The organism is Rhizobium indigoferae (assembly GCF_034554815.1).
GTDB classification, from domain to species: Bacteria; Pseudomonadota; Alphaproteobacteria; order Rhizobiales; family Rhizobiaceae; genus Rhizobium; species Rhizobium leguminosarum.
In genome coordinates this window covers 4098145-4110454 of the sequence record NZ_CP140635.1, presented here as the reverse complement: position 1 = coordinate 4110454, position 12310 = coordinate 4098145, and the positions used below count along the sequence as shown (strand labels likewise).

11 protein-coding genes are annotated in these 12310 nt (G+C 61.4%); 9 read left to right on the top strand and 2 right to left on the bottom strand.

What is annotated here, in order from left to right; all coding sequences use genetic code 11:
• Positions 1-182: 182 nt before the first annotated feature.
• Positions 183-779, bottom strand: a complete 597-nt coding sequence (locus U5G49_RS20260) for an NADPH-dependent FMN reductase (protein WP_193444637.1) — start codon at positions 777-779, stop codon at positions 183-185.
• An 83-nt stretch (positions 780-862) separates the two neighbouring features.
• Between U5G49_RS20260 and soxR the strand changes: the two genes are divergently transcribed.
• From soxR to U5G49_RS20215, 9 genes are all read left to right on the top strand, one after another.
• Positions 863-1327 carry a redox-sensitive transcriptional activator SoxR gene (gene soxR / locus U5G49_RS20255; RefSeq protein WP_028734245.1) on the top strand — a complete coding sequence of 155 codons (465 nt, stop codon included), beginning with the start codon at positions 863-865 and terminating at the stop codon, positions 1325-1327.
• 151 nt (positions 1328-1478) lie between these two features.
• A complete protein-coding gene (locus U5G49_RS20250) occupies positions 1479-2249 on the top strand; it encodes an SDR family NAD(P)-dependent oxidoreductase (RefSeq protein ID WP_018517248.1) in 771 nt (256 codons plus the stop codon).
• Positions 2250-2355: 106 nt separating this feature from the next.
• Positions 2356-2697 (top strand): ArsR/SmtB family transcription factor, encoded by a 342-nt coding sequence (locus U5G49_RS20245; RefSeq protein WP_018069028.1) that lies wholly within the window; start codon positions 2356-2358, stop codon positions 2695-2697.
• A 78-nt stretch (positions 2698-2775) separates the two neighbouring features.
• Positions 2776-3669, top strand: a complete 894-nt coding sequence (locus tag U5G49_RS20240; protein WP_193444638.1) for a LysR family transcriptional regulator — start codon at positions 2776-2778, stop codon at positions 3667-3669.
• A gap of 135 nt (positions 3670-3804) precedes the next feature.
• A complete protein-coding gene (locus U5G49_RS20235) occupies positions 3805-4284 on the top strand; it encodes a formate dehydrogenase subunit gamma (RefSeq protein ID WP_064649762.1) in 480 nt (159 codons plus the stop codon).
• A complete protein-coding gene (locus U5G49_RS20230) occupies positions 4281-5837 on the top strand; it encodes a formate dehydrogenase beta subunit (protein WP_193444639.1) in 1557 nt (518 codons plus the stop codon). The genes U5G49_RS20235 and U5G49_RS20230 overlap by 4 nt, the downstream gene beginning before the upstream one ends.
• 57 nt (positions 5838-5894) lie before the next feature.
• The gene (gene fdhF, locus U5G49_RS20225; protein WP_193444640.1) at positions 5895-8774 is read left to right on the top strand and encodes a formate dehydrogenase subunit alpha; all 2880 of its coding nucleotides are present in this window, start codon (positions 5895-5897) and stop codon (positions 8772-8774) included.
• Between the two features lie 37 nt (positions 8775-8811).
• Complete coding sequence (gene fdhD, locus U5G49_RS20220) at positions 8812-9636, top strand: formate dehydrogenase accessory sulfurtransferase FdhD (protein WP_193444641.1); 825 nt, start codon at positions 8812-8814, stop codon at positions 9634-9636.
• Complete coding sequence (locus tag U5G49_RS20215) at positions 9626-9862, top strand: formate dehydrogenase subunit delta (protein WP_018448151.1); 237 nt, start codon at positions 9626-9628, stop codon at positions 9860-9862. The genes fdhD and U5G49_RS20215 overlap by 11 nt, the downstream gene beginning before the upstream one ends.
• Positions 9863-10268: 406 nt before the next feature.
• Here the strand turns inward: U5G49_RS20215 and U5G49_RS20210 are convergent, their stop codons facing one another.
• On the bottom strand, positions 10269-12029 hold the full coding sequence (locus U5G49_RS20210; RefSeq protein ID WP_193444642.1) for a methyl-accepting chemotaxis protein: 1761 nt from the start codon (positions 12027-12029) through the stop codon (positions 10269-10271).
• Between the last annotated feature and the right edge of the window lie 281 nt (positions 12030-12310).

Here is a 12310-nt window from a genome sequence, read left to right as displayed (position 1 = left end):
GGGATGAGCCTGATGTGACGGGAAACACCCGGACGGAGGTCCTGTCCGGGTGTTCCCAATGGTTCCGTACCTGCCGGGAACGGAACCGGAGCTTTCTGCCTCAGGCGGCTAGCGCGTAACCCCGAAAATCGGAATCGATTTTCGGAAAGGATTATGCGCAGATTCAAAGTGATAGAGCGTCCTTAGCGCGTCTGAAAAGACGCGCGGCGCTCTATGTCGGTATAGGGACGATCGCTGCGGGCAGCGACGAGCGCCTGCGTCCACCATTCCAGCCTCGTCATCATCCGATCGAGCAAACGCATTGCCTCGGCGGGATTGTCGAGCCGCCCGTCTGTGTCGAAGCGGTTCCAAGGTGCGGCAAAGCTGACCGAATCGCGGATCGTCACGGCGTGGAGTTCGGCAAAGACGAGCCGCAGCTGTTCGACGGCGCGCAGGCCGCCAGATATGCCGCCATAGGAAACGAAGGCGACCGGCTTGCCCTGCCAGGGCTCGAAGAAGAAATCGATGATCGACTTCAACGAGGCGGTGAAGCTGTGATTGTATTCCGGCGTGACGATGATGAAGGCGTCGGCCATGCCAAGCCGTCCGGCGAGCCTGTCGATTTCGGGGTGCGTCATGTCACGGTTGGCCGGCAGCGCGAAATCCAGCGGGTCGATGATGTCGATATCAAATTGCGGGAAGCGGACGAGCTCCTGCGTCAGCCATTTGACCACCCGGTCGCAGATGCGGCCCTCTCTCCTGCTCCCATAGATGACAGCCAGCCTGGTGGGTGTTTTCACGCGTCGCTCCTTGTTGCGATTGGACTTTACGATTGCAGGAGCTAAGGTTATAAAACCTCAACTAATATTGAGGTCAAGAGGTGATGGATACAATTCCCGCGGCGCCGCTCGGCAAGCTCCTGACGGTCGGTGAAGTGGCAGAGCGCAGCGGCCTGGCCGTCTCGGCGCTGCATTTTTACGAGACCAAGGGGCTGATCTCGAGCATCCGCTCCCGCGGCAACCAGCGGCGCTATGGCCGCGATGTGCTGCGCCGGCTCGGCATCATCAAGGTGGCGCAGCGTGTCGGCATTCCGCTTTCGGAAATCCAGGCGGCGTTCGAGTCCCTGCCGCAGGGACGCACGCCGACCGTCGCCGACTGGCAGACGCTGTCGGCGCGCTGGAAGGATGATCTCGACGCGCGAATCAGGCGGCTTAGCCTGCTGCGCGACCGTCTGACAGGTTGCATCGGCTGCGGCTGCCTGTCGATCGAAAGCTGTCCGTTGCGCAATCCCTGCGACCGGCTCGGCAGGGAGGGGCCAGGCGCGCGGCTTCTGGAGACCGAAAACTAAAAGGCTGGAACTTCTTGGGAAGAGCAGTTTCCGGGGTGAGACCAAGTCTCTCCCGGGAAAGATCGATGCGCGCCTTTCTTTCGGTCGGCGTGCTCATATGTTAAGGGCGAGTGACGCAACCGGCGGCACTGTCCGCGAGGAGGACGGCTTCGTGTTTCATCCCAGACTGTTCGAAAATCGCAATGTGGTCGTGACCGGCGCCGGTCGCGGCATCGGCCTTGAAGTGGCCCGGCAGTTCCTGGACTGCGGCGCGAAAGTAATCGTCCATACCGGGCGCAAGCCGGGACGCGACCTCCCGGATTTCCTGCTGACGGCTGAATCTGAAAGACGGGCGCTGCTGCTGCATGCCGATTTCTCCGCAGTTGGTGGGGCAGCGCAATTTGCTGAAGATGCTCTCGCCTTCTTCGACAGGGTCGATGTGCTCGTCAACAATGCCGGTACCATGCTTGGCCGTTTTCCCGCTGCCACGCTCACCGACGCAGAATATGAGGCGGTCGTGCGGCTCAACCAGACATCGGTGGTGGCGCTGACACGCGCGCTGCTGCCGGCATTGAAGGCGGCTGAAGGCGCTGCCATCGTCAACACGGTTTCGATTTCGGCGCTGACCGGCGGCAGCCCCGGCTCCTCGATCTATTCGGCTTCGAAAGCCTTCGTTGCGACCTATTCCAAGGCGCTTGCCCGTGAGCTTGCACCGGACGGAATCCGCGTCAATTGCGTGTCACCGGGAACGATCGAGACGGAATTCCATGAGCGCTATTCCTCCCGCGAAAAGCTGGAACAGACGAGAAAATCCATCCCCCTGCAGCGGCTCGGCACGGCGGAGGACTGCGCTCCCGCCTATCTGTTCCTGGCGGCTCCCTCGCTCTCGGGCTACATCACCGGACAGGTGATCGAGATCAACGGCGGTCAGCTTATCTGCTGATTTGTTTGGACCTTTTTTGGCATTTCATCACTTTTGACCAATTCGCTTGTGCGAATATGCTATTGTGCTGATCTACCTCATCGCCTCCCTTCCGAGATAATACCGAATGCCGTTGCCCAAACCCGAGCCGGGGATGACCGGCCAGGAATTGCACAAACTCGCTGGAAAAGCCCACGAAGCGAGCGATCTGCTGAAAGCGCTAGCGCACCAGACCCGACTTCTGATCCTCTGCATACTGGCGAACGAGGAGCGGACGGTGAGTGAAATCGAGAACATCCTCGGCATACAGCAGGCAATGGTCTCGCAGCAGCTGGCGCGTTTAAGGCTCGAAGGCCTGGTCCATACGCGCCGTCAGGGCAGGCTGGTCTATTACAGCATCGGCAATGTCAGCGTGCTTGCTTTCCTCGAATCGCTGTTCGATCTTTTTCCGGCTGCAGAAAACAGTTAGCGATCGCCCTTGCGGAGCACGGCTGCTGCGTCAAAGATGAACTGACCCGGATGATGTCATGCCGGATCGGGAGACCGGATGATCGACAAGCTGGAATTCTTCATCGCCCTTGCCAATGAAAAGCATTTTGGCCGCGCCGCGGAGGAGTGCGGGATCTCGCAGCCGACGCTTTCGGCTGCCATCCGGCAGCTCGAGGATCAGCTTGGCGTCATGCTGGTGCAGCGCGGTTCGCGGTTCCAGGGGCTGACGCCGGAAGGGCAGCGCGTGCTCGAATGGGCGCGACGCATCGTCGGCGATGCCCGCACCATGCGCGAAGAGATGCGCGCCGCGCGCCGCGGCCTTTCCGGCCACATCCGCCTCGCCGCTATTCCGACCGCGCTCGCCATGCTTTCGCGCATTACCACGCCTTTTCAGGAGCGGCATCCCGGCGTGACCTTTTCGATCGTCTCGCGGAATTCGCTGCAGGTGCTGAGCATGCTCGAAAACCTCGAAATCGATGCCGGCATCACCTATCTCGAAAACGAGCCGCTCGGCCGCGTCACGACCGTTCCCCTCTATGCCGAGCGCTATAATCTGATCACGGCTGCAGGCAGTCCGCTATCCGATCGCGACGACGTGACCTGGCGGGAGATCGGCGATCTTCGGCTTTGTCTATTGACTGCCGACATGCAGAACCGTCGGATCATCAACCGCCACTTGACGGAAGCGGGCGCCACAGCGCATCCGACGCTCGAATCCAACTCGATGATCGTGCTGTTCTCGCATGTCAGGACTGGACGCTGGGCGAGCATCATGCCGCGCAACGTGGCCAAATCCTTTGGATTTCCAGTGGAAATCCGCATGATCCCGATCGTCGAGCCGGAGGCGCATCATCTGGTCGGCCTTGTTGCGCCTTATCGCGAGCCCTTTACGCCGCTTGTATCGGCCTTGCTGCACGAGGCGAGGGTGCTCGTGCAAGACGAAGAACTCTGATAGAAAAAACCTATCAAGCAACGAGATAGCTTTATTGATCACCGGCTGCTTCCCTGAAATGGTAGTTGCGGAATAGCACTCGGCCGGGGGAGGCCCGCTATTCCACAACGAGCAAGCCGCCGGGAGGGCTGCCTTATGACCATTCATATCGCCGAAGGCGATATTGCAGCGCGCACCCGAGCCATCGTCGCCGATCTTCGATTTCTCGAAGGGCCGCTGCTTCCCATTCTGCACGAGGTTCAGCAGGAATTCGGCTATGTGCCGCAGGAAGCCATGCCCGTCATCGCGGAGGAATTGAACCTCTCGCGGGCCGAGGTGCATGGCGTGGTGACCTTCTATCACGATTATCGCGACCATCCCGCCGGCCGGCACGTGCTGAAGCTCTGTCGCGCCGAAGCCTGTCAGTCGATGGGTGGCGATGCGCTGGCCGAACGCGTCAAGGCGCTGCTCGGCATTGATTTTCATCAGACGACGCTCGATGGCGGCGTGACGCTGGAGCCGGTCTACTGTCTCGGGCTCTGCGCCTGCGCGCCGGCGGTGATGCTTGACGGCGAGCTCTATGGCCGGGTCGACGATCAGACGGCGGCGGAACTCGTCGCGGAGGTACGTCGATGACGGTGAGGATATATGTTCCGCGCGATGCCGCAGCGCTGGCGCTCGGGGCCGAAAAGGTGGCAAAGGCGATTGCCCAGGAGATCGCCGCCCGCGGCTTCGATGCCGAGATCGTGCGCAACGGCTCGCGCGGAATGTTCTGGCTGGAGCCGCTGGTCGAGATCGAGGTAGCCGGAAAGCGCATCGGCTATGGACCCTTGAAGTCCAAGGATGTGGCTGATCTGTTCGATGCCGGGATGATTGATGGAGGCGAGCATCGACTCTGTCTCGGGGAGGTTGAAGACCTCCCGTTCCTCAAGGAGCAAACTCGCCTGACCTTCGCCCGCTGCGGCGTCACCGATCCGCTTTCGCTGGCGGATTACGAGGCGCATGGCGGTCTTGCCGGCCTTCGCCGCGCCGTTTCGATGACATCAGCCGAAATCGTCAAGGAAGTCACCGATTCCGGCCTGCGCGGACGCGGCGGCGCCGGCTTTCCCACAGGCATCAAGTGGAAGACCGTTCTCGATGCCGCCGGTGAACGCAAATATATCGTCTGCAATGCCGATGAGGGCGACAGCGGCACTTTTGCCGACCGGATGATCATGGAGGGCGATCCCTTCGTGTTGATCGAGGGCATGGCGATATCAGGGCTGGCGACCGGGGCGACCAAGGGTTTCGTCTATACGCGTTCGGAATATCCGCATGCGATCGCTGTCATGACCGAGGCCGTCGGCCTCGCGCGCCAGGCCGGTATCCTCGGACCATCGGTGCTCGGATCCGGCCGCGCCTTCGATATCGAGGTGCGCACCGGCGCCGGCGCCTATGTCTGCGGCGAGGAGACGGCGCTGCTGAACAGCCTCGAGGGCAAGCGCGGCATCGTGCGCGCCAAGCCGCCGCTGCCGGCGCATAAGGGGCTGTTTAATTGTCCGACCGTCATCAACAACGTGATCTCGCTGGCTTCGGTGCCCGTCATCATGGAAAAGGGTGCGGCCTTCTACCGCGATTTCGGCATGGGCCGCTCACGCGGCACCATCCCGCTGCAGATTGCGGGCAATGTCAGATATGGCGGCCTCTTTGAGACGGCCTTTGGTCTTTCGCTCGGAGATATCGTCGACAAGATCGGTGGCGGTACAGTGACGGGACGGCCGGTCAAAGCCGTGCAGGTCGGCGGACCGCTCGGCGCCTATTTTCCGCGGGCGCTGTTCGACACGCCGTTCGATTACGAATCCTTCGCCGCCAAGGACGGGCTTATCGGCCATGCCGGCATCGTCGTCTTCGACGACACGGCCGATATGCTGAAGCAGGCGCGTTTCGCGATGGAATTCTGCGCCGTCGAAAGCTGCGGCAAGTGCACGCCCTGCCGCATCGGCTCGACGCGCGGCGTCGAGACGGCCGACAAGATCGCCCGCGGTATCGAGCCGGAGAAGAACCGGGTGCTGCTTGCCGATCTCTGCAACACGATGAAGTTCGGCTCGCTCTGTGCGCTGGGTGGTTTCACGCCCTATCCCGTCATGAGCGCCATGACGCATTTCCCGGAGGATTTTTCGCCGGCACCTCTGGTGGAGGCGGCGGAATGACGAGTTTTTCATGGAACGCCTGCGCTGACGTCACCATCTCAAGCAAGGAGACCAGTCATGTCTCTCATCCATGAAATCGACTACGGCACCCCGGCTTCGAAATCCGAGGCCATGGTGACGCTCACCATCGACGGACAGCAGATCAGCGTGCCGGAGGGCACCTCCATCATGCGCGCCTCGATGGAGGCCGGCATCAAGGTGCCGAAGCTCTGTGCCACCGATATGGTCGACGCTTTCGGCTCCTGCCGGCTCTGCCTCGTCGAGATCGAGGGTCGCAACGGCACACCCTCCTCCTGCACGACGCCGGTGGCGGCAAACATGGTGGTGCACACGCAGACGGGGCGGCTGAAGGATATCCGCCGCGGCGTGATGGAACTCTATATTTCCGACCATCCGCTCGACTGTCTCACCTGCGCGGCCAACGGCGATTGCGAATTGCAGGACATGGCGGGCGCCGTCGGCCTGCGCGATGTGCGCTACGGCTATGAGGGCGACAACCACGTCAAGGCGCGCAGCAATGGCGACGTCAATCTGAAATGGATGCCGAAGGACGAATCCAATCCCTACTTCACCTATGATCCCTCCAAGTGCATCGTCTGTTCGCGCTGTGTGCGCGCCTGCGAGGAAGTGCAGGGCACCTTCGCGCTGACGATCGAGGGCCGTGGCTTCGGCTCACGCGTTTCGCCCGGCATGCACGAGCATTTCATCGATTCCGAATGCGTGTCCTGCGGCGCCTGCGTCCAGGCCTGCCCGACGGCGACGCTGACGGAGAAATCGGTGATCCAGATCGGCCAGCCGGAGCATTCAGCCGTGACCACCTGCGCCTATTGCGGCGTCGGCTGTTCTTTCAAGGCGGAGATGCGCGGCGAGGAACTGGTGCGCATGGTGCCGTGGAAGGACGGTCAGGCCAATCGCGGCCATTCCTGCGTCAAGGGCCGCTTCGCCTATGGCTATTCCACCCACAAGGACCGCATCCTCAATCCGATGATCCGCGAAAAGGTCAGCGATCCCTGGCGGGAAGTCAGCTGGGACGTAGCCTTCGCGCATGTGGCGATGGAGTTCCGCCGTATCCAGTATCAATACGGCCGCGAGGCGATTGGCGGCATCACCTCGTCGCGCTGCACCAATGAGGAAACTTATCTGGTGCAGAAGCTGATCCGCGCCGGCTTCGGCAACAACAATGTCGATACCTGCGCCCGCGTCTGCCATTCGCCGACCGGCTACGGCCTCGGCCAGACGTTCGGCACGTCGGCGGGCACGCAGGATTTCGACAGCGTCGAGCATTCGGATGTCGTCGTCGTCATTGGCGCCAACCCGACCGACGGGCATCCGGTGTTCGGCTCGCGGCTGAAGAAGCGGCTGCGCCAAGGCGCCAAGCTCATCGTCATCGATCCGCGCCGCACCGATATCGTCCGCTCGCCGCATATCGAGGCCTCGTATCACCTGCCGCTGAAGCCCGGCACCAATGTCGCGGTCATGACGGCGCTGGCGCATGTGATCGTCACCGAAGGCCTCTTTGACGAGGCGTTCATCCGCGAGCGCTGCGACTGGTCGGAGTTCGAGGATTGGGCGGCCTTTGTCGCCGAACCGCAGCACAGTCCCGAGCAGACCGAGATCTTCACCGGCGTGCCGGCGGCGGATCTGCGCGGCGCGGCAAGACTCTATGCCAAGGGCGGCAATGGTGCGATCTACTACGGCCTCGGCGTCACCGAACACAGCCAGGGCTCGACCACGGTCATCGCGATCGCCAACCTGGCGATGGCGACCGGCAATATCGGCCGTCCCGGCGTCGGCGTGAACCCGCTGCGCGGCCAGAACAATGTGCAGGGCTCCTGCGACATGGGTTCCTTCCCGCACGAACTGCCAGGCTACCGGCACATTTCCGACGATGCGACGCGTGACATCTTCGAAAAGCTCTGGGGCGTGAAGCTCAACAACGAGCCGGGCCTGCGTATTCCGAACATGCTGGATGCGGCAGTCGACGGCTCCTTCAAGGGCATTTACATCCAGGGCGAAGACATCCTGCAGTCCGATCCCGATACCAAACATGTCGCGGCGGGGCTTGCGGCGATGGAATGCGTCGTCGTGCAGGATCTGTTCCTCAACGAGACCGCCAACTACGCCCATGTCTTCCTGCCGGGCTCCACCTTCCTCGAGAAGGACGGCACCTTCACCAATGCGGAGCGCCGCATCAACCGCGTGCGCAAGGTGATGTCGCCGCGCAACGGCTATGGCGACTGGGAAGTGACGCAGAAGCTTGCCCAGGCGATGGGGCTCGACTGGCATTATACCCATCCGTCGGAGATCATGGACGAGATCGCTGCGACGACGCCGAGTTTCGCGATGGTCTCCTACGACTATCTCGATAAAATGGGCTCGGTGCAGTGGCCCTGCAACGAGAAGAACCCGCTCGGCTCACCGATCATGCATGTCAATGGCTTCGTGCGCGGCAAGGGCAAGTTCATCCGCACCGAATATGTAGCGACCGACGAGCGTACCGGTCCGCGCTTCCCGCTGCTGCTGACAACCGGCCGCATCCTCAGCCAGTACAATGTCGGGGCGCAGACGCGGCGGACCGAGAATGTCATCTGGCACGCGGAAGACCGGCTGGAAATCCATCCACACGATGCCGAGCAGCGCGGCGTTCGCGATGGCGACTGGGTGAAACTCGGCAGCCGCTCCGGCGACACGACGCTCAGGGCGCTGATCACCGATCGCGTCGCGCCGGGTGTCGTTTATACGACCTTTCATCATCCCAATACGCAGGCGAACGTCATCACCACCGATTTCTCCGACTGGGCGACGAACTGCCCGGAATACAAGGTGACGGCGGTGCAGGTCTCGCCCTCCAACGGGCCGAGTGAATGGCAGCTGGAATATGACGAGCAGGCGCGGCAATCACGCCGCATCGCCGGCAAGCTCGAGGCAGCGGAGTGACGATGCGGGAGCGGCTCGGTAAGCAGGAACGCGCATCATGACCTTCACCGTCACCGCCCGTGCTCTCGAAACCGCCCGCCGCAACGGCATTATGCACACGAGCTCTCGCATCGTGCCGGAAGAGGTGCCGATCGCCTTTTCATACGGCGGCAGTTCGCATGCGGTGATGATGGCAACGCCTGCGGATCTCGAGGATTTCGCCGTCGGATTCAGTCTGACCGAAGGGATCATCGCCGGGCCGGCGGAGATATCGGGCGTCGAGGTTATCGAGGGTGAGCAGGGGATCGATGTGCAGGTGAGCCTGATCGATGACATCGCTGATCGGCTGCGGGCACGGCGCCGCAGCATGGCGGGGCCGGTCGGCTGCGGGCTCTGCGGCATCGAATCGATCGAACAGGCGGTACGGCCGGTGCCTGATGTTTCGACATCCCCGCTGGTGCTGTCGCATGCGAATATCGTCCGCGCCGTTTCGCTTCTGAACGAGGCCCAGCCGCTGCATCGCGAAACACGGGCGGTGCACGGCGCCGGGTTCTATCTTCCCGACAGAGGGCTGATTGCCGTGCGCGAAGATGTCGGCCGGCACAATGCGCTGGACAAGCTCTGCGGCGCCGTCATCCGCGCCGGTGAAAGAGGTGGCGACGGCGCCGTCGTCGTCACCAGCCGGCTTTCCGTCGAGATGGTGCAGAAGGCGGCGATCCTCGGCAGCCCTGTGCTTATCGCCATTTCCGCGCCGACGGCTCTCGCCATCCGCACGGCCGAAGAGGCCGGCATGACGCTCGTCGCGCTGGTGCGCGGCGAGGATTTCGAGATCTTCACTCACCCGCACCGCATCTCGCCCGGAAGCATTGCCGATGTCGCATGATACCAAAACCAAGCTCGTCTATATGGCAAACCAGATCGCCACCTTCTTCAAGAGCCAGCCGGAAAGCGAGGCCGCGCAGGGGGTCGCCACCCATATCAACAAATTCTGGGACCCGCGCATGCGGCGGCAGCTGTTCGAAATTCTGGAGAATGAGGAAAACGGCCTGGATGCACTCGTGCTTCAGGCCGTTCCTCTTATCCGAAAGCCGGAGCCGGTAACACACTAGAGCGCGTCGCATCTTTCAGATTGGCTCCTCGTGCTTTAGGTCGTTATTTCCAACGCATGTCGTTACCGCAAAACCGCTGCACACTTTTGCGCGACATGCTTAGATTCAGTAATCAGGATCGGCCCATGCGGGAGGGGAGGCAGGAAGCAACCTGCCTGCGCATGCGCCGGTGACAGTAAGTCTGAATCAAGCCAAGTCTCAATCAACCCAGGCCTGAATCAAGGAGGAGTCGTTCATGACTGCAGCGGAAACACGGACAGATGGGGCGTTGGAGGGGGTAGGCCTGCTCGATCGTGAAAGGATCGTCGCAATCATGCGTCGCGCTTTTATCTTCGTATACAACGCAGTCTGATCAAAGTGCCGCCTGGCCGCGGCATGGTAAAATGACGATGTGCGGAGACTGGGATCAGAACTCTTCCCAGCTCTGGGCAGTTGCCGCGGCAGTCCCGTGCGCCTTTGCGACACGTGAAACAAGATGCAGCGGCGGTGAGCCCGTCTGTCTTGCCTCATGCCTGCCGGCGGTCTGGGTCTGGCCTGGCAGACGGAACCTCGTCAGCAGAACACGCAGCGTTTCGGCCTCTCTCGCAAGGCTGTGGCTGGCAGCGGTGCTCTCCTCGACCATGGCGGCATTTTGCTGGGTTGCCTGATCCAGTGTATTGACGGCCTGGTTGATTTCCTTGAGGCCGGTTGCCTGCTCCCTGGAGGCTTCGACGATGGCGACGACGTTGCCGTCGATATCGCCGACCTGGGTGACGATCTCCTCGAGCGCTTTACCGGTTTGGCCGACGAGGCCGACGCCGTTCCTGACATGCTCGCCCGACGTGTTGATCAGCGTCTTGATCTCCTTGGCGGCGTTAGCGGAGCGCTGGGCGAGCTCCCTGACCTCCTGGGCCACTACGGCGAAGCCCTTGCCGGCTTCGCCGGCGCGGGCCGCCTCGACGCCGGCATTCAATGCCAGGAGATTGGTCTGGAAGGCGATATCGTCGATGACGCCGATGATGTTGGTGATTTCGCGGGAGGACTGTTCGATCTGGCCCATGGCGGCGACGGCATTGCGGACCACGATACCGGACTGCTCGGCGCCCTGCTTGGTCATGGCGACAAGGCGGCCGGCCTCATCGGCGCGACGGCTGGAATCGTTGACAGTCGTGGTGATCTCTTCCAGCGCGGCTGCGGTTTCTTCGATGGATGCGGCTTGCTGTTCCGTCCGCTTGGAGAAGGAGTCCGCCGATGCGCCAATCTCGCGTGAGCCGGAGGCGATCGCGCTGGCATTCTCGCCGATCGTCTTCATCGTCTCGGCAAGACCTTTGATTGCGGTGTTGAAATCGTGCCGCAACTGTTCCATCGACGGGACGAAGGGCGTGTCCACCGTCCGTGTCAGATCACCTTCGGACAGCTGGCGCAGCGCGCCACCAAGCAGTGAAATCGCGCTCATGCGTTGGGTGACGTCGGTTGCGAACTTCACGACCTTGTAGACCTTGCCGTCGGCATCGACGATCGGGTTATAGGCAGCCTGGATCCAGATTTCGCGGCCGTCCTTGCCGAAGCGGACGAATTCGTTGGCAATGAATTCGCCATTGGCAAGACGGCGCCAGAAGTTGCCGTAATCCTCGGTGCTGACATAGGCCGGATCGCAGAATATGCTGTGATGCTTGCCGGAGATCTCGGCCAGGGAGTATCCCATGGCTTTGCAGAAATTCTCATTCGCGATCAGGATCTCGCCCTTCGGGGTGAATTCGATCGCCGCCTGCGAACGCGAGATCGCCTCCAGCTTGCCGGAATCCTCGACCGCCTGCTTCTTGGCGGCAGTGATGTCGGCCGCGAATTTCACCACCTTGAATGGCTTGCCGCCCTTGAGAACAGGATTGTAGGAAGCCTGGATCCATATCTCTCTGTTGCCCTTGGCGAGACGCTTGTAAGCACCGGCATCATATTCGCCGCGCCCGAGCCGTGCCCAGAAGGCACGATATTCAGGCGTTGCCGTATAGGCCGGCTCGCAGAACATGCTGTGATGCTTGCCGACGATCTCGCTCAGGCGATAACCAAGTGCATTGCAGAAATTCTCGTTCGCCGTGAGGATATTTCCCTTGAGGTCGAATTCGATGATCGCCTGCGATTTGGAAATGGCATTGAGAATATATTTCGAATCGGAAGATAGACCAAACATTCCCGTCCCTCTGAAATGCACAGTTTTCTGCTGCTTCGTCTGGTAAGGCGAAGCCGATCGGACAAGGAATGCCGGTGATGAGAAGACAGACAGTACCGGTTGTCATTCCCAGGTTGGCGGAAAACGTGTCATCCTTGAGTATCCCATGATGACGGAACGTGGTTAATTTCCGGTATAGAAGCTGTTTCTAATCAAAAGCGCCAAGGCGGATGGTGGCGGCCGGGGCTTGCTCGCGATGCGCAACAAAAAACCGCCCGTGTGGGCGGTTTTTATTGAGAATT

Coding starts and splice junctions, on each gene's coding strand:
- soxR (WP_028734245.1), top strand. CDS start 863: ATGGATACAATTCCCGCGGCGCCGCTCGGCAAGCTCCTGACGGTCGGT.
- U5G49_RS20245 (WP_018069028.1), top strand. CDS start 2,356: ATGCCGTTGCCCAAACCCGAGCCGGGGATGACCGGCCAGGAATTGCAC.
- U5G49_RS20240 (WP_193444638.1), top strand. CDS start 2,776: ATGATCGACAAGCTGGAATTCTTCATCGCCCTTGCCAATGAAAAGCAT.
- U5G49_RS20235 (WP_064649762.1), top strand. CDS start 3,805: ATGACCATTCATATCGCCGAAGGCGATATTGCAGCGCGCACCCGAGCC.
- U5G49_RS20230 (WP_193444639.1), top strand. CDS start 4,281: ATGACGGTGAGGATATATGTTCCGCGCGATGCCGCAGCGCTGGCGCTC.
- fdhF (WP_193444640.1), top strand. CDS start 5,895: ATGTCTCTCATCCATGAAATCGACTACGGCACCCCGGCTTCGAAATCC.
- fdhD (WP_193444641.1), top strand. CDS start 8,812: ATGACCTTCACCGTCACCGCCCGTGCTCTCGAAACCGCCCGCCGCAAC.
- U5G49_RS20215 (WP_018448151.1), top strand. CDS start 9,626: ATGTCGCATGATACCAAAACCAAGCTCGTCTATATGGCAAACCAGATC.
- U5G49_RS20210 (WP_193444642.1), bottom strand. CDS start 12,029: ATGTTTGGTCTATCTTCCGATTCGAAATATATTCTCAATGCCATTTCC.